This is a genomic window from Glycomyces tarimensis, assembly GCF_054776215.1.
This window is the reverse complement of sequence record NZ_BAAHCB010000025.1, coordinates 1-14,830: the sequence shown is the minus strand read 5'-3', so window position 1 is coordinate 14,830 and position 14,830 is coordinate 1. Positions and strand designations below refer to the sequence as shown.

17 protein-coding genes, 1 tRNA gene and 1 pseudogene are annotated in these 14,830 nt (G+C 66.6%); 14 read left to right on the top strand and 5 right to left on the bottom strand.

The genetic code is table 11. The features are described 5' to 3' along the window. Positions 1-317 precede the first annotated feature (317 nt). Positions 318-710 (top strand): hypothetical protein, encoded by a 393-nt coding sequence (locus ACYVK3_RS19865; RefSeq protein ID WP_460499084.1) that lies wholly within the window; start codon positions 318-320, stop codon positions 708-710. Positions 711-938: 228 nt separating this feature from the next. Here the strand turns inward: ACYVK3_RS19865 and ACYVK3_RS19860 are convergent, their stop codons facing one another. Next, positions 939-1,586 (bottom strand): TetR/AcrR family transcriptional regulator, encoded by a 648-nt coding sequence (locus ACYVK3_RS19860; protein ID WP_460499085.1) that lies wholly within the window; start codon positions 1,584-1,586, stop codon positions 939-941. A 70-nt stretch (positions 1,587-1,656) separates the two neighbouring features. On the opposite strand from ACYVK3_RS19860, the gene ACYVK3_RS19855 reads away from it, so the two are divergent. After that, positions 1,657-2,112 carry a hypothetical protein gene (locus ACYVK3_RS19855; protein WP_460499083.1) on the top strand — a complete coding sequence of 152 codons (456 nt, stop codon included), beginning with the start codon at positions 1,657-1,659 and terminating at the stop codon, positions 2,110-2,112. Then, positions 2,109-3,680, top strand: a complete 1,572-nt coding sequence (locus tag ACYVK3_RS19850; protein ID WP_460499082.1) for a carboxylesterase/lipase family protein — start codon at positions 2,109-2,111, stop codon at positions 3,678-3,680. The genes ACYVK3_RS19855 and ACYVK3_RS19850 overlap by 4 nt, the downstream gene beginning before the upstream one ends. Before the next feature lie 89 nt (positions 3,681-3,769). Here ACYVK3_RS19850 and ACYVK3_RS19845 read toward each other — a convergent pair whose 3' ends face one another. Continuing rightward, positions 3,770-4,117: a hypothetical protein gene (locus ACYVK3_RS19845; RefSeq protein WP_460499081.1), complete on the bottom strand. Its 348-nt coding sequence runs from the start codon at positions 4,115-4,117 to the stop codon at positions 3,770-3,772. Positions 4,118-4,670: 553 nt separating this feature from the next. Here ACYVK3_RS19845 and ACYVK3_RS19840 point away from each other — a divergent pair. Further along, positions 4,671-5,876, top strand: a complete 1,206-nt coding sequence (locus ACYVK3_RS19840; RefSeq protein WP_460499080.1) for a chymotrypsin family serine protease — start codon at positions 4,671-4,673, stop codon at positions 5,874-5,876. A gap of 360 nt (positions 5,877-6,236) precedes the next feature. Here ACYVK3_RS19840 and ACYVK3_RS19835 read toward each other — a convergent pair whose 3' ends face one another. Next, a complete protein-coding gene (locus ACYVK3_RS19835; protein ID WP_460499079.1) occupies positions 6,237-6,464 on the bottom strand; it encodes a PNPOx family protein in 228 nt (75 codons plus the stop codon). Between the two features lie 225 nt (positions 6,465-6,689). Between ACYVK3_RS19835 and ACYVK3_RS19830 the strand changes: the two genes are divergently transcribed. From ACYVK3_RS19830 to ACYVK3_RS19790, 9 genes and pseudogenes are all read left to right on the top strand, one after another. Then, positions 6,690-7,250 (top strand): GNAT family N-acetyltransferase, encoded by a 561-nt coding sequence (locus tag ACYVK3_RS19830; protein ID WP_460499078.1) that lies wholly within the window; start codon positions 6,690-6,692, stop codon positions 7,248-7,250. A gap of 370 nt (positions 7,251-7,620) precedes the next feature. After that, positions 7,621-7,962, top strand: a complete 342-nt coding sequence (locus ACYVK3_RS19825) for an ArsR/SmtB family transcription factor (protein ID WP_460499077.1) — start codon at positions 7,621-7,623, stop codon at positions 7,960-7,962. A 3-nt stretch (positions 7,963-7,965) separates the two neighbouring features. Further along, a complete protein-coding gene (locus tag ACYVK3_RS19820; RefSeq protein WP_460499076.1) occupies positions 7,966-8,472 on the top strand; it encodes an SRPBCC family protein in 507 nt (168 codons plus the stop codon). Then, positions 8,472-9,092 (top strand): dihydrofolate reductase family protein, encoded by a 621-nt coding sequence (locus ACYVK3_RS19815; protein WP_460499075.1) that lies wholly within the window; start codon positions 8,472-8,474, stop codon positions 9,090-9,092. Before ACYVK3_RS19820 ends, ACYVK3_RS19815 begins: the two co-directional genes overlap by 1 nt. A gap of 559 nt (positions 9,093-9,651) precedes the next feature. Continuing rightward, a complete protein-coding gene (locus ACYVK3_RS19810) occupies positions 9,652-11,196 on the top strand; it encodes an FAD-dependent monooxygenase (protein ID WP_460499074.1) in 1,545 nt (514 codons plus the stop codon). Positions 11,197-11,657: 461 nt separating this feature from the next. Beyond that, positions 11,658-12,044, top strand: a complete 387-nt coding sequence (locus tag ACYVK3_RS19805; RefSeq protein WP_460499073.1) for a hypothetical protein — start codon at positions 11,658-11,660, stop codon at positions 12,042-12,044. A 5-nt stretch (positions 12,045-12,049) separates the two neighbouring features. Further along, on the top strand, positions 12,050-12,637 hold the full coding sequence (locus ACYVK3_RS19800) for a hypothetical protein (RefSeq protein ID WP_460499072.1): 588 nt from the start codon (positions 12,050-12,052) through the stop codon (positions 12,635-12,637). Continuing rightward, positions 12,543-12,740 carry a helix-turn-helix domain-containing protein gene (locus tag ACYVK3_RS19795; protein WP_460499071.1) on the top strand — a complete coding sequence of 66 codons (198 nt, stop codon included), beginning with the start codon at positions 12,543-12,545 and terminating at the stop codon, positions 12,738-12,740. Before ACYVK3_RS19800 ends, ACYVK3_RS19795 begins: the two co-directional genes overlap by 95 nt. 31 nt (positions 12,741-12,771) lie before the next feature. Next, positions 12,772-12,843, top strand: a pseudogene (locus tag ACYVK3_RS19790) (hypothetical protein); the annotation flags it as partial. A 32-nt stretch (positions 12,844-12,875) separates the two neighbouring features. Here ACYVK3_RS19790 and ACYVK3_RS19785 read toward each other — a convergent pair. Both ACYVK3_RS19785 and ACYVK3_RS19780 read right to left on the bottom strand, forming a co-directional pair. Beyond that, positions 12,876-13,208, bottom strand: a complete 333-nt coding sequence (locus ACYVK3_RS19785) for a hypothetical protein (RefSeq protein WP_460499070.1) — start codon at positions 13,206-13,208, stop codon at positions 12,876-12,878. A 260-nt stretch (positions 13,209-13,468) separates the two neighbouring features. Beyond that, positions 13,469-13,540, bottom strand: a tRNA-Val gene (locus ACYVK3_RS19780). Positions 13,541-13,872: 332 nt separating this feature from the next. Here ACYVK3_RS19780 and ACYVK3_RS19775 point away from each other — a divergent pair. Beyond that, the coding region (locus ACYVK3_RS19775; RefSeq protein WP_460499069.1) for a rhamnogalacturonan lyase family protein at positions 13,873-14,830 on the top strand (958 nt) is incomplete at its 3' end.

Here is a 14,830-nt window from a genome sequence, read left to right as displayed (position 1 = left end):
GATGAGCAGACGGAGGATGCCGGCAGCGGCGGCGATTGACCGCGCGCTGACCAAACGCCCGCCGGTCGAGGACGGACAGGTGATGGTCACGCTCGCAATCGGCGGGCGTCTCGAGCCGGATCTGAGAGTGTCTTCGGTGGCCGGCGCAGGCGTGCCGACCGGCCGCGCATGGCAGCCGGGCCGCGGGGCGCTGGCCTCGGAGGCGACCAGGTGTCGGACCAGCGCCGACCGCCCCGGTGCGCACCACGACAGAGGCGCGGCCCCATGTCCGGCTTCCAGGGTCGAGCGATCGCAACGACTGTCCAGGGGCGACGGCGATGAGCGGCAACTGGGAAAGCGTTGCGATAATCGTGTTGGTGGACGAGTACCTAGAGACGCTCCGGCGAGAGTTCGAGGCCCAGGAGGGGAGCTTCCTGCTTCAGATGCGTTGTGACCTGAAGTGGGACCGGGCCGCGTTCACACGCTTGGAGCGGGCGATGCGAGCCGTGTGCCTGCGCGTTCACGGGAATGAGAAGCTCGACCGCTGGATTGCCGAGGGGTTCTACGAGATGGCGACCTCGGTTCCGTCCTGGACGTCGCACCCGAACTTCCCGAGGCCAGGGCCCGACAGCTACTACGAAGACTGCATCGAACGTCTAGGCGATCTGGCCGACTGGTTCTTCCGCGGGCAGTCGAACTACGCCGAAGGGCACACCTGGCCGGACCTCTGAGGTGGCATGAGCAGCCTGTGGCGTCGCCGCGTTCACGCAGTGTTGTCGCGAAGCGCGAACGTTGTCGGCATCGAGCATCTGACAGCCCGTGGACATGGCCGGCAGGGCCGCCATGGACACCGCTGCACCGGCGCGCTTCATGCTGATCTTCTCCGTTCGCTTGGGGTCCATGAAGGCGCGGCCCCCTGTGACCCTGCCGCGTCCGGAGTCCGCATCGGAGGGTCGGGTTCATGTCGCGTGGCGGTCGAGGGCGGCGGCGAAGCCGTCCAGCATTGCCTGGAGGGCGAAGTCGAAGCGCGCCGCGGCTCCGTGGTCGGACCTGGAGGCGGCGGCGAACCGGGGGTAGGCCGCCGCGTCGATCGCTTGCGACGCTGCGGTAAGGGCGTCGTCGTCGGCGGCGATCACCGCATGTCCGACGACAAGGCCGTTGAGGGCGTAGACGATGTCCAGTGCCAGACTCGCCTCGAATCCGCTCGCCTCCAGCGCGACGAGCGCGTGCTCCATGGCTTCGTGGTTCCGCGGTGTCTGCGCGGGCCGCGAGACGACCAGTGGCAGCACGTTGGGGTGCGCCAAAAGCGTCGCCAGCAGCTCGCCGGCGTAGGCCCGCATCCACTCGCGCCAGTCCCTCCGCCCTGACGGCTGCGCCGAGGTCTGGGCGAAGACGTACTCGACCAACCCGTCGAACAGCGCCTCCTTGCCGGCGACGTGGTGGTACAGGGCCATGGCCTCGACCCCGAGCGAGGCGCCGAGCCGGCGCATCGACAGCGCCTGCAGTCCCTCCCGATCGGCCAAGTCCAAGGCGGCGCTGAGGATCGCCTCGCGCGTCAGGCCCGCCCGTCGTCCCCGCTCTCGCCGCGCCATCGTGGCCCCTTTCACTCTTGACAAGATTTACGTTGTAAAAATATCATCGACGCTGAAATTTACGGTGTAAAATATAGGAGGAGTCATGACAACCGTCGTCCAACGCCGACCGGTCGCCCTATATCTCGGCCTCGCGCTGACCGCACTGGTCGCGCTCGCTCCGCTGATCGACACGGTCACGGTCGACGCCATCGGCGGCCACGTCCGCGCCGCCTATCCGGAGTGGCCAGCCGGCCAGGTCCGACTCGACCGCACCGCCATCATCGCCTGGGTCGCGGTCACCAATGCCCTCGGCATGCCACTGTGGTGGTGGACGATCCGGCTCGCAGGCAAGGGCCACCGGCGCGCTCGCACGGTGGCGACCTGGGCCTTCGCCGCCGGCGCCTGCCTGGCACTGCTCAATCTCGGCTTCGGCGGCGAGCGCTACGAGACCGTGGTGCCCCTGTTCTTCGGCCTGATGGGTCTGCTGCCCCTCGCCGCCGGCCTGCTCGCGCTCGTCCCCATGTGGCGCAAGCGCGCGGATGCGCGGGAGGCCCGATGACGCCGCAGGCCGCCCCGATCGCCGCCACGCGCGCCGGAACGATACGAGGTGCCGCGCGCGAAGGCGGGTACGTGTTCCGCGGTGTGCCGTTCGCAGCGCCGCCCACCGGCGTCGGACGGTACCTGCCGCCGCGGCCGAGCCCGGCGTGGGCCGGTGTCCGCGATGCCACCCGCAACGGCCCCACGCCGCCGCAACCGCCGGTGCCGGCCCCGATGGACGCCTTCTACCCGGTCGTGCCAGGGGAGGATTACCTGAACCTCAACATCTGGACCCCTGACCTCGGCACCGGCCGATCGCCGGTCATGGTGTGGATCTACGGCGGCGGGTTCGACGGCGGCGCCAACACCATGTACGACGGGGAGCGGTTCGCCCGCGACGGCGTGGTCTTCGTGGCACCCAACTACCGTCTCGGCGCCGAGGGATTCCTCTGCCTCGACGACGGCATCGCCAATGTCGGCCTCCTCGACCAGATCGCGGCATTGGAGTGGGTGCAGGACAATATCGCCGCGTTCGGCGGCGACCCGGGCAACGTCACCGTCTTCGGCCAGTCGGCCGGGGCGATGAGCATCGGCGCGCTGCTGGCCATGCCCCGCGCCAAAGGGCTCTTCCGCCACGCGATCCTGCAAAGCGGCGCGGGCAACCTCGCGTATGCCGCGGGCACTGCCCGCGGCCTCGGTCGGCGCCTCGCGGCGAAGCTCGACGTCGAACCCACCCGCGAGGCGATCGCGGAGGCCGGCGTGGAGCGGGTGCTCGCCGCGCAGACGGCCATGATGGCCGACCTCGCCCGACAGCCCGACCCGCACCGGTGGGGAGGCGAACCCGGCGCCCGCGTGAACGTATGGCGCCCGACCGTGGACGGCGACACGCTGCCAACCCCGCCTGTCGACGCGATCGCCGCAGGGGCGTCCGCCGATGTCGACGTGCTGATCGGCGCCAACGCCGAAGAGGGCAGGTTGTCACTGGTGCCGTTCGGAGCGCTCGAATCCGTCGGCGAAGCCGAGCTCACCGAGGCGCTGCGGCTGTACCGACTGCCCGTTCACCGCGCGCTCGACGCCTACCGAGCCGCCTACCCGAACGCCGGGCCCGGCGACCTGCTCGCGATCCTCCAGGGCGACTGGTACTACCGGGCGGCGGCCACCCGCCTCGCTGAAGCCCGCGCCACCGCCGCCGGACACACCTACATGTACGAGTTCTCTTGGCGTTCGCCACAGTTCGGCGGCCGCCTCGGCGCCTGCCACGCATTGGAGACGCCGTTCGTCTTCGACGTGCTCGACGATCCCGTCATGCAGTGGCTCACCGGCCCCACGCCGCCCCAGCCGCTGGCCGACCTGATGCACGCGGCCTGGGTCTCGTTCGCGCGAACGGGCCGCGCCGACTGGCCGCGCTACCTCCCGGAGACCAGAACCGCGTTCCGGTTCGACACCGACTCGGCGCGCCTCCGCGACCCGTTCCCCACCCGAGCGATCTGGGAGAGCGTGGACCTGCTTGAATCCGGCCTTCGCTCCTCGCCCCAGAGCGACGACGCCATCGCGCCGCCCCGGCCCCGACGCACTCCGCGCGCGGCGTAGCGGCGACGGCGGTGCGGCGCAGTCCCCGACGAGACCGCCGGTCTCGGCACCAGTCTCGTCGGCGAGCGCCGTGGGTGTCGCATCGTCGGTCAGAGCCAGGACCAGCACACGGTGTACGAGTAGTCCGGAAAGACGCCGCTTTGCCAGGCGGCCCAGCCGTAGTCACGGAACTCCGGCGACGGTGGGGGGTCGTCGACGACTTCGGTATCGATGTACGTCGTCGTCGGAACCTCGTCATTCGACTCGGCGTTGCGGTGGTCCCAGTCGGCCTGGAGACAAGCGGGCTGGGCGTGCTTGCCGGAGCAGCGGGGCGCCCCCGAGTTCCCGTCGCCGTAGTCGATGAACTGGTGCTCGATGCCCGGCGCGGTCAGGTTCGCGGAGGTGACGACGGCCGTCTGCCGGGCCCGGTTCTCGGCCACGGCCTGGACCGGGTTCACCGTGAGATCGCCGCATCGCGATTCCCATGCCGCGCAGCGGCTCCACGTGTTGCGCCGGACTCGACTGGTTCCACCGCCAGTCGAGCGGCCAGACCGGCGTCCCGAGGATCGCGTCCGGCGCCACCGCTGGAGTGCCGTAGGCCGCGAGCCGCGTGGTCGCCAGTCCAGGAGCGCCACCTCAAGTGGCTGCACTGGCGCGCTCGCTGCGGACGCCGCATCAGCCTCAACCCCGCCCACAGCCGCACCGGCCGAATGTACGTCTACTTCCATCCCTTATGGTCCTGTGGCGGTCCACTGCGGAAGCTCGCTCGACGCAGATCGACTTGTGTCGCCATTCCGACCATTGTCGAGCATTCAGATTCCGCCAATGTACCTGCTTCCAGGAGAAACGTCGATTCCGCCGAATATCGATCTCGCCGAGGCGCGACACAAGGGACCCAGTCGATCGCTGCGTGTTGATAGCGTTACTTGCAGTCCAGGTCACCACGCCTGGCATCGGGCCCGACTCTCGCAAATCCACCTCTCCTCGATGAAGAGCAGATCGGATACATCCATGAAGTACCCCATCGTGAAGCGAGCACTCATCGCGCTCGCGGCGACCGTGCTGCTGCTGGCATCGCCGGCAGCCGTCAGCGCCCAAGACGACGACCCCGGCCCCAAAGACGGATACCAGACCCCCGAAGAAGGACTCAAGGACGACATCAGCAGCACCGCCGAAACCCGCGGCTGGACCTTCGAACAGGCCGAGGCCCAGTACAAGGTCACCGAGGCCATCGGTGACATCGCGGCCGAGATCGCACCAGAGCGCCTGGACGTGTTCGTCGGCACCGCCCTGTCCGAACAGCCCGGCGGCACGCCGACGCTCTACATCAAAGGCGAAGCCGACGAGTACATCTATCGCGTGATCAAGGAGAGCGGCCAGGAAGTGGCCGTCGCCGACGGCCAGCCGTTCTCGTACCTGGAGCTCGAAGAGCGCAACACGCGACTTAACGAGCAACTGACCGAGCTCGGCTACGTCGACTTCTCCAGCGGATTCGACATCACCAAGGGCACCATCTCCGCCGAACTCGCCGCCCAGGCGGACCTCCCCACCGATCCCGAGCAGATCCGCGAACGGCTCAGCAAGGAGTTCCACCGAGGCGTCGAGCTGGCGGTGGTCGACAAACTCGGGAACACCGCTGAGCACGGCTACGGCGGCATGGCGGCGCACGACGGCGGGGCATTCGAATGCACCACCGGATGGACGGTCGTCAACCCCTCTGGCGTCACCGGCGTGACCACCGCCGGACACTGCACCGGTATCGACCAGACGTGGCAGCCGGGCTACGGCTTCGTCGACCTGGATTTCCAAAGCCAGTTCAGAGGGTACTGGGGCGACATCGAATGGCACACCACGCCGACGCACATCGATGTCGCGGAGTTCTACGCCCATCCCAACACCCGGCGCGACACCCTGTCGGTCGAGCCGTGGTGGGGGTTCACCGTGGGCGAGTCGATCTGCGTCTACGGGCGGTCCACGAACTCCCGCCAGTGCGGGCTCGACGTGCAGAACCCCTGGTGGTCGTGCACACTCGACGGCTACCTCACCGAGAGTCTGGTCCGCATGGACGGTGACGTCACCATCGGTGGCGACTCCGGTGGCGGCTGGTCGTGGAACAACCGGGCCTACGGCTCGCACGTCGGCGACTGCAGCTGGCAGAACGTCTTCTCACGAGCGGACGATTTCAACGAGGCGATCGGAGTGAGCGTACTCCTGTAACCGACAACGGAGCCGCGGCCCGGCATTCCAACAGGGCCGCGGCCATTTGGCGCTCGGTACGTGCCCCGACGACGCCGACGCACTGATGTCCTCGCCGCGGAACGCGGCGGCGATGCCGGTGATCGTGGCGAACTCGCCCCGCTCCCGAAACAAGCCATGCACTTCCGTGAACGGATGTCCAGTTCTCGAACCCGAGGTCGCTCCACCGCCATGGCCGTAGAGGCGGTCGCTGCCTTCGGAGGGGCTGTCGGTGTCGTGGCTGCGAGGAAGTCGGTCCCGCCGGTGATGGGGATCCGGACGAGACCAACTGTCTTGACGACTCTTCACGATCCGTATCGTAGCGGGACTCGCACGCGCTCGCTACCAGAGCGTTTCCTTATAGGCCCTGTCAAGACGTCGGCCGGCCTGTTCGGCTGTGTCGTCGACAGCGAGCTGGTCGCGAAAGATCTCGCCGAGCGTCGGCAGCGTGCCGCGATCGGGCCAGGTGTCGGGCTTCCATAGCTTCGAACGCATGAAGACCTTGGCACAATGCATGTAGGCGGCCTGCACCGTCACGGCATTGCCCTCGCCGTCCGAGGAGACGATCAACCCGAACGGGCTCCGCGCGATGAAGAATCGGCAATGACCATCCAGCCGCTTCAGTTACTTGCGGATCGAGACCTCTGTCGAGTCCGAGGCGTCGCAGCAGCGACCCCAGGGCATGAGTGAAAGCTGTGATCGAAGGTTGCTTCGGTGGTGCCGCCAGCCGGTTCCAGGCGAACGAGGAGGGTCTGGGTCGGCGTTGCGGGGCGTGACCGCGTGGATAATGGGTCCGTGGCTCTGACCTCGCCGCTCCCGCCTTGGCCGCTCACCCCGCCGACGCATGGCGGCGTCCTGCTCCGTCAGGTGCGTGAGACGGATGTTGCTATGGCTCGGGAGCTCTCTACGGATCCTTACGTGCCCATGATCGGCTCACTTCCTTTGAATGCCAGTGATGAGGAAGCCCTAGCGTGGGTGCGTCGACAGCAAGGGCGCTATGAGGAAGGTGCCGGTTTCTCCTTCACGATCGCTGAGGCAGGATCCGGCGTGGCGGTTGGCCATTGCGGGCTCTGGCTCAGAGAACTCGCAGACGGTCGAGGTGCGGCCGGATACTCGGTTGTGCCGTCTGCCCGGGGGCGCGGGTTTGCCGCTGACGCGCTTGCCGCGCTCACAGCCTTCGGGTGGACGTTGTCGGGGCTGTTCCGGATCGCGCTGTTCATCGAGCCTTGGAATACCGGCTCGATACGGACTGCTGAGCGCGCTGGTTACGTCCGTGAGGGGCTACTGCGAAGTCATCAGGTGATTGCCGGGAGGCGTCGGGACATGCTGCTGCTCGCGGCCGTTCGAGGCGAGTAGCACGCGTTGCAAGCGGGCTCCCTGTAGCACTGTCCGGGGATCGTATCGGGTTATGCGACGAGTATGTGGAAGATGGCCGCGAAGTCCGCACTGCCATCCTCGACCTCGACCGCGCCGGGCACATCAAGACGGCCTTCCGCGACTACGCCACCGGCCGGTACTCGGTCAAGCAGCTCAGAGGCCGCGTTCACCGAAGCGGGACTGCGCCCCCGACCCGCCAAGGCCTACCCAGCCGGACGGCCGATCCGCCGCAGCGTTGATCGGCTGATATCACCCGGAGGGTGGTCCGCAGCACGGGAGAAGGGCCCCGTTTCCGGGGCCCTTCGCTTTCAGGCTTGACGCATGCCGATATGGGTATATGATAGTTGCCATGGCACGAGCAGCGACGACGTCGGATGTATTCAACGCGATCGCCGAGCCGCAGCGTCGGGAGATCCTTATGCTGCTGCGATCGGGCGAGCGGCCGGTGACCGAGTTGGCTCTGGAGCTGGGGATGACCCAGCCGGGGGCGTCCAAGCACCTGCGGGTGCTCCGGGAGGTCGGGCTGGTGCGGGACCGCAAGGCTGGCAAGCAGCGTCTCTACGGCCTTGACGCCCGCGGGCTGCGGCCGGTCCACGAGTGGGCCGGTGGGTTCGAGCGGTTCTGGAACGAGAGCTTCGATCGGCTCGACGCCTACGTGCAAGACCTGAAGCAGACAAGGGAAGAGGAGTAGCTGATGAGCGCGACAGAAGAAGAAACGACGGCGCAGTCCGCGACGGCCGACCGCGAGATCGTCATCTCTCGGGTCATTGACGCCCCACGGGAGCTGGTGTTCGAGGCGTTCACCGAAGTGCGGCACGTGTCGCGGTGGTGGGGACCGGAGGGGTTCACCACGACCACGCGGTCGTTCGAGTTCCGCGTCGGCGGCGAGTGGGACTTCGTGATGCACGGACCGGACGGGACGGACTACGCCGAGTGGATCACCTGGACCGAGATCGCCCCGCCGGAGCGGATCGAGCTGCTCCACGGTGAGGTCCGCGGCGACCCGAACGCCTTCTCCTCGGTCCTGATATTCGAGCCCGAGGATGGAGCGACCCGGATCGAGATGCGGACCGTGTTCCCCACCAAGGAGCTGCGCGACGAGGCGGTCGCGAAGTACCACGCGATCGAAGGCGGCCGGCAGACTCTGAGCAACCTGGCTGCCTACGTGGCCGAGATCGTTCGGAAGGGAGTGGAGGGCTGATGGCCGGGAAAGTGTTCTTCAGCGTGTCGATGTCGCTGGACGGGTTCATCGCACCCGAGTCCCCAGAGGAATTGATGGGTCGGCAGTGGATGGAACTGCAGCGGTGGGTGTTCTCGCAGCGGTTCTTTCGGGAGAACCTGAAGCTCGGCAAGGGTGGCGAGGAGGGGCGCGACAACGACATCCTGCGGGAGACGTTCGAGCGAACCGGCGCGAGCGTCATGGGCAAGCGCCTGTTCGACGCCGGTGAGCAGGCGTGGCTGGAGGAGGCGCCGTTCCACACGCCGGTGTTCGTCGTGACGCACGAGAAGCGTGACCCCTGGGAGCGGCCGGGTGGGACCGTCTTCCACTTCGTCAACGACGGCATCGAGTCCGCGCTCGACCAGGCCCGCGAGGCGGCCGGCGACCGCGACGTCCGCATCGCGGGCGGCGGCGCGACAATCTTGGAGTACGTGAATGCCGGTCTGGTCGATGAGTTCTCGATTGCGCTGTCGCCGGTGTTGTTCGGTTCTGGGATCCGCCTGTTCGAGGGCGTGGACGCGGGCCGCGTGGCCTTGGAGCAGGTCCGCGTGGAACCCTCTTCAAGGGTGACGCACCTGACCTACACAGTCCGGCAGCGGTAGGCGCACGGGCGAGCTGGACGGCCTCGATGACCGCAGGTTGTGATCCTGCAGCGGTGGAGGCTTTAGACATAACCAGTGATAACCAAACCCGGATCATTTGATATGAGTCATCACGGCCTTGATATCGACTTCCAACGGGAGTGCGTGGCTGAGCTCGGTCCGTCGGTGAAGCGGTGTCAAGGCCATCTTCGTCGATGGTGGATGAAGTTGGTGAGGACACCTGTCAGCGGTCATCTAGATTTCCCCGCTGGCGGACAGATAAGTCCCCCGAACTGCAGTTACGCTCTGTGACCGGACTTCGGGGGTGTCATGGGCCGAGGAGAAACCCAGGCGATGGGTGAGTTCGCCTCCACCAGCCTGTGGCATGTGGCTGGGAAAGGATTGGACGGGGTGATGCTCGGGCTGGTAGCTTGCGGTGGACCGTGACACCGCCCGAGGAGGTGAGACCCATGAACGCTGTATCGATGTGGGTGCTCCCCCTTCGCGTCACGGTCGGGCGATCGAGGTAGGTGTCGCCGGGAGCGCCTTGCCAAGCAGGCACTCCCGAAAGGCAACACCTATGGACACTTCGCAGTTTACTGCCGAGCCGGCGTCGAACGAGCCAGTCGAGCGCGACTTCACCGCAGGCGAGGCCCCCGGACTCCCGTCGTCGGCTTCCGGCGCCGATCGCGCGCCGGTCATGTTCGATGTGATCATTGCTGGGTGCGGGCCTACTGGCGCGATGCTGGCCGCCGAACTGCGGTTGCACGATGTGCGAGTACTCGTTCTGGAGAAGGAAACCGAGCCCGCCTCGTTCACCCGCATCGTCGGTCTGCACATTCGCAGTCTCGAGCTGATGGCCATGCGCGGCCTGCTCGATCGCATGCTCGAACACGGCAGGCGGCGTCCAGCCGGCGGATTCTTCGCCGCCATCCCCAAAGCCGCGCCAGGCGGCCTGGATTCCGCGTATGCCTATCTGCTGGGCATTCCCCAGCCGCTCGTCGTTCGCCTGCTCGAGGAACACGCGATCGGACTGGGTGCGCAGGTCCGGCGCGGCCTCGCGGTGGCCGATTTCGAGCAGGACGAGGGGGGTGTGACCGTCGAGCTGGCAGACGGCGAACGGCTGCGTTCACGCTATCTCGTCGGCTGTGACGGCGGGCGCAGTACGGTGCGCAAACGGCTCGGCGTCGGCTTCGGCGGCGAGCCCTCGCGGAACGAGACGCTGATGGGCGAGATGGAGGTGGGTATGCCGGCCGAACAGATCGCTGCCAAGGTGACCGAAATCCGCGAGAGCCATCAGCGATTCTGGCTCCGGCCCTTCGGCGAGGGGGTCTATAGCGTCGTGGTTCCCGCCGCGGGAGTCGGCGATCGCGCCCAGCCGCCCACACTCGAGGATTTCCAACGACAGCTTCGCGCCATAGCCGGAACCGATTTCGGCGTGCACTCCCCGCGCTGGTTGTCCCGTTTCGGGGATGCCACCCTGCTGGCCGAGCATTACCGCATCGGGCGGGTGATGCTGGCCGGCGATGCGGCGCACATCCATCCGCCCGCCGGTGGACAGGGCCTCAACCTGGGCGTCCAGGACGCCTTCAACCTCGGCTGGAAACTGGCCGCGCAGATCCGCGGCTGGGCGCCTGCAACGCTGCTGGACACCTACGGGGCCGAGCGTCGTCCGGTCGCCGAGGACGTGCTGGACAACACCCGCGCCCAGATGGCCTTGTCGTCGGCCGAACCCGGCCCGCAGGCGGCGCGCAGGCTGCTGGCCGAACTGATGGACTTCGAGGAGGTGAACCGCCATCTGATCGAGAAGATCACCGCGATCGGCATCCGCTACGACTTCGGCGACGGCCCCGACCTGCTCGGCCGCCGCCTGCGCGACATCGACATACAACAGGGCCACCTCTACGACCTGCTGCATCGCGGCCGCGGCCTGCTGCTGGATCGCACCGAACGCCTGAGTGCCGGCGGCTGGTCGGATCGGGTCAACTACCTCGCCGACCCCACGGCGGCACTGGAAGTTCCGTGCGTCCTGCTACGCCCCGACGGCCACGTCGCCTGGATCGGCGACGATCAGCAGGCTCTGGACGACCACCTCTGGCGCTGGTTCGGCAAGCCCGTCTCCTGATGTCGTCCGAGCAACCGGAAAGGCCACGAGGAGGCTCGAACGGCCAGTAGCGACTGACCACCGGAATGCTGGAGACAGCACCCGCCGTGGTGCTCTGACGCCAAGATCGGCCTGCGAGGAGGGTCGGCCTCCAAGCAACGACTGGGAGACGGCGGAAGCGCACCGCGGCGTGGGTCGGCGCAGACCGCCGCCTGTTCGCCTAACGGACGGGTCCTAGAGATTGCCACGCGCTCCAGCCGTCCGCCCAAACTGTCAGACGGCTCAGGATCAGGCCTTACCGACACCGACATCTGTAACGCTCAGTAACCACTGGTGGCCGCCAGTGGGGAGTGAAAGTGTCCGCCGGCGGGGACCGACCCGTCCGCCAGTGGGGAATTCTTCATGACCGCTGACAGACGCCGGTGCCGTACGATGAACGTCCAGTCCGCCGTCTCTGCGATCCTCCCACTCTTAGGCTGACCATGACCGACTCAGGAAGGCTGATCCGGCCGTTTGCCAAGGTGAACGCCCGGATCACCCATTTGATCATCGTTGACATCGACGGAACTCCGCTTCCGGAGCGCTTCCAACTGCAGGAGGGCGCGAACGAGTTCAAGTGCCGCGCGCGCTACGCCGACGGCCCTGAAGACTGGTACGAGCCCTATTGGACCTGCCCGGTGCCGCTGAAGTCCGGTGGTGCGGACCCCTGGCGCGTTCTCGGGACGCATCGCCGAGCAAGCGCGACAATCCACGCATCAGCAAGGCACGAGCGGTATACGGAGCTGGCATGCTGGGTTTATACGCCCGGTCTAGAACGACGAGAGAACGTAAGCCACGGGATCGCCTTCGACTACTCGCTCATCGCGTGAGACGCATGCTGAATCTGACATGGGACACCAATTGTCTGATCACCCTCGAAAGCGACGAGCCGCACCGGGCAGCCGACAAAGCTGCACTTCAACGGTTGCTGCAACTGCATGGTCTCGGCTTGGTCCAGGTTCGGTTGTCGGCCGGTACCGCCTCCGAGTTGCAGCCCGACCGTACCTACCTCGAGCACATGGATCAGTTCCAACGACGCCGCACCACAGCTGGCCTTGGAAATCTGGCCTTGCTCTATCCGCCGGCGCGCTTCGACATGACGTTCTGGGACAACGCCGTGCTCATCGATGATGCCGATGAGCAACAGATCCAAGAGCTATTCGCAGTGATGTTCCCAGGCAAGCGGTACGATCCGCCGGTGGACTTCGACCCGACGTCGAAGGCGACACGGGAGTGGATAAACCGCGTCATCGACGCTGAAATGTATTGGAGCCACCTAAAGGGCGACGGCGATCTGTTCGTCACCAGGAACTCGAAGGACTTCATCGATGGCGGCCGCCGGGAACGGCTGCTGGCGTTCGGCGGTCGCGCTGTCGAAGTTCCCCCAGACGCAGTGCAGTGGGTGGACAAGACGTTGTCGTAAGTGGCAGCGCTTGGGTAAGTTGGTCCGGGCGGGCGTGCCGAAGCGGCAGCTCGCGCAGCGGTACGGCGTCAGCCTCCGCAGCGTCTACCGCCTTCTGGTGTGAAGGTGTCTGCTGCGGGCGCTGTTCGCGGCGGATGGTGCTGCTCAAGTCCAAGAGCGCTCGCGGCCGGGACTACTTCTACTATCTCTGCAAGGGCAAGCAGCAGCGCGAATGCGACCTGTCCAGGCTGCCGCTCGATCAGGTCGAACTGGCCGTCGCCGCCCACTGGGCGACGATCGCCATCACCGAAGGCGAGGCGGCCCGGGTCCGTGCGGTCATCGAGCAGTCGGAGACCGGCTTCGACGAGACCGTCACCCAGATCAAGGCGCAGTTGAAAGCCCAGTTGAAGAAGATCAGCGCGGCTGAGAAACAGTGTGTCGACCTGCTCGGTGATCCCGCTTGGCCGGTCGAGAAGCTCTCCGCGCGCGTCGAACGGCTCGGGGTCGAACGCGCCCGGATCGAGGCCAAGCTCGCCGAGGCCGATGAACGGCCCGACGTGCGCGATTCCAACCGGAATATCGAAGCGCTCACCCAGCTACTGGGAGCGCCCAAGCGGATCTACGAGGCGGTCGACGAGGATTCCAGGAAGGTGCTCCTCAACCAGACGTGCTTCACCAAGCTCTACTTCGACAGCCGCGAAGACCGCCGGCCGTTCATCAACTGGCAGGAGCACAGCGAAGCAATCAAGCCCCTGCTCGAGCAGATCAACGAGATCCGAAACGAGCAAGGGCTCAACAATCGCACTAAAACGGGCGATAACTATGCCAATGGTGGTACTACGGGCGGCAAGGTGGTCGATACTGGGATCGAACCAGTGACCCCTCGCGTGTGAAGCGAGTGCTCTCCCGCTGAGCTAATCGACCGGGACGGGATAGAACTGTACCGGAGGCGCAGGCGGCCTGCCGCACCGGGGGCGGCGTCATACCGGTGGTCACAGTGCCGTGTGGAAGCGGTGGCCGGGTCGGCAGGTGTCAGTGGCGAGTGGGGATTGGGCCGGTTTGGCGTGTTTGCGGTGGATGCGGGAGCGGAGCGGGGGCGGATTTCGGTGTGATCTCCGTCTTGACAAGGTGGGGTTTCGTAGATAGCCTTCGATGCGTTAAATCGTTTCAATGAGGTTGGTCGGTCGCGTGACCCCCGTTCTCTTCACCCTGGCTCGCTCCGACCGGCTTCGTACGAACGTAAGGAGCCCCTTCCAATGAGTCCTCCCAAGAAACTCACCCGCGTCACGGCGGTGTCGCTGGCCGCTGTCGTGGCCGGCGCCGGTGTCGCCGTGGCCGCTCAAGGGCACGGCGGTTCTGGCGGTGACCAGGGCAGCGGTGTTCAGCTCGAGCATCTCGATCGCGGCCTGGTCGCGGCGAGCACCGATGACGGTGTCTTCCTCAGCTGGCGACTGCTCGCCGATGAGGTGTCCGGTTATAACGATTCAGGTCTGACCGGTGCCGACTTCAACGTGTACAAGGACGGTGCGCTGCTTGCCACTGTTACCGATAGCACGAACTACCTCGACGCCGAGGGCGGTGGCGATTCGCAGTACCGGGTCGTGGCCGTGGTCGACGGCGAGGAGGTCGACTTCTCCGACTCGGTGAGCCCGTGGTCGGCGTCCTACCTCGACGTCCCGCTGCAAAAGCCCGCGGACGGCGTCACCCCCGCCGGAGAGACGTACGAGTACCGCGCCAACGATGCCAGCGTCGGTGACTTGACCGGCGACGGCCGATACGAGTACATCGTCAAGTGGGATCCCTCGAACTCCAAGGACGTCTCGCAGGTCGGCTACACCGGCCCGGTCTATGTGGACGCCTACACGCAGGAGGGCGAGCTGCTGTGGCGGATCGACCTCGGTGTGAACATCCGGGCCGGCGCCCACTACACGCAGTTCGACGTCTACGACTTCGACGGCGACGGCATCGCCGAGCTCATGATGAAGACCGCCCCGGGCACCAAGACCACCTCCTACGTGGAGGGCGGCGAGGAAACCTTCATCACCCTGCCTGAAGACGACGTCGAGGCGGGCGTGTCGCACGAGGACGACTACCGGCTCAGCGCCGAGGGCTACTACGACCACCTGGTCGGGATGTTCATGGGCTGGCACGAGCACCCCGAGGTCGTCAACGGCGACTGGCCGGCCACGATCGAGGCCGCCCTGGGCGCCGACG

Excerpts from the sequence above, each read along its gene's own strand:
- ACYVK3_RS19815 (WP_460499075.1), top strand. The coding sequence starts at position 8,472 with ATGGCCGGGAAAGTGTTCTTCAGCGTGTCGATGTCGCTGGACGGGTTC.
- ACYVK3_RS19855 (WP_460499083.1), top strand. The coding sequence starts at position 1,657 with ATGACAACCGTCGTCCAACGCCGACCGGTCGCCCTATATCTCGGCCTC.
- ACYVK3_RS19865 (WP_460499084.1), top strand. The coding sequence starts at position 318 with ATGAGCGGCAACTGGGAAAGCGTTGCGATAATCGTGTTGGTGGACGAG.
- ACYVK3_RS19810 (WP_460499074.1), top strand. The coding sequence starts at position 9,652 with ATGGACACTTCGCAGTTTACTGCCGAGCCGGCGTCGAACGAGCCAGTC.
- ACYVK3_RS19795 (WP_460499071.1), top strand. The coding sequence starts at position 12,543 with ATGGCGGCCGCCGGGAACGGCTGCTGGCGTTCGGCGGTCGCGCTGTCG.
- ACYVK3_RS19825 (WP_460499077.1), top strand. The coding sequence starts at position 7,621 with ATGGCACGAGCAGCGACGACGTCGGATGTATTCAACGCGATCGCCGAG.
- ACYVK3_RS19820 (WP_460499076.1), top strand. The coding sequence starts at position 7,966 with ATGAGCGCGACAGAAGAAGAAACGACGGCGCAGTCCGCGACGGCCGAC.
- ACYVK3_RS19850 (WP_460499082.1), top strand. The coding sequence starts at position 2,109 with ATGACGCCGCAGGCCGCCCCGATCGCCGCCACGCGCGCCGGAACGATA.
- ACYVK3_RS19805 (WP_460499073.1), top strand. The coding sequence starts at position 11,658 with ATGACCGACTCAGGAAGGCTGATCCGGCCGTTTGCCAAGGTGAACGCC.
- ACYVK3_RS19840 (WP_460499080.1), top strand. The coding sequence starts at position 4,671 with ATGAAGTACCCCATCGTGAAGCGAGCACTCATCGCGCTCGCGGCGACC.
- ACYVK3_RS19800 (WP_460499072.1), top strand. The coding sequence starts at position 12,050 with ATGCTGAATCTGACATGGGACACCAATTGTCTGATCACCCTCGAAAGC.